The following is a 769-nucleotide window of genomic DNA, read 5'->3' as shown; positions in this document are numbered from 1 at the left end:
CGGGGAAGACGGCGTTGGTGTTTCCGGGGCAGGGTGCGCAGTGGTTGGGTATGGGCCGGGGTCTGTATGCGGCGTTTCCGGTGTTTGCCGGGGCGTTCGATGAGGTTGTCGGTCGGTTGGATGAACAGTTGGGGTGTTCGTTGACCGAGATTGTTTGGGGATCTGACGAAGACCTGCTGAGTCGGACGGTATTTGCGCAGGCGGGTTTGTTTGCGGTTGAGGTGGCGGTGTTCCGGTTGTTGGAGTCGTGGGGGATTCGGCCGGATTTTGTGGTTGGGCATTCGGTGGGTGAGGTGGCGGCTGCGCATGTGGCTGGTGTGTTGTCGTTGGGGGATGCGGTGGTGTTGGTGGTGGCGCGTGGTCGGTTGATGGAGGGGTTGCCGTCGGGTGGGGTGATGTGCGCGGTGGCGGCGTCGGAGGAGGAAGTGCGTGCGCTGTTGGCCGATGGGGTGGCTGTTGCGGCGGTGAACGGTCCGGGTTCGGTTGTCTTGTCCGGTGTTCGGGATGCGGTGTCCGCGATTGCGGGTCAGTTGCAGGGCATGGGGCGCCGGGTGAGTTGGTTGCGGGTGTCGCATGCGTTTCACTCGGCGTTGATGGAGCCGATGTTGGCGGAGTTCGCTGAGGTGGTGGGGGGTCTCGAGTTCCATGAGCCTGCGATTGCGGTGGTGTCGAATGTGACTGGTGGGTTGGCTGGTTCGGAGTTGGTGTCGCCCCAGTACTGGGTCCGGCATGTCCGCGAAACGGTCCGCTTCGCCGACGGAATCCGGGC

General features: G+C 63.7%; 1 protein-coding gene. It reads left to right on the top strand.

Going from position 1 to position 769, the window contains the following annotated elements:
- Window positions 1–769, top strand: a 769-nt coding sequence (locus NL1_RS35990; protein WP_156095226.1) for an acyltransferase domain-containing protein, incomplete at both ends; no start/stop codon positions are given.

The sequence above is a fragment of the Nocardia lijiangensis NBRC 108240 genome (genome assembly GCF_001613045.1).
Lineage (GTDB): Bacteria > Actinomycetota > Actinomycetes > Mycobacteriales > Mycobacteriaceae > Nocardia > Nocardia lijiangensis.
This window is presented reverse-complemented; position numbering and strand designations above follow the sequence as displayed.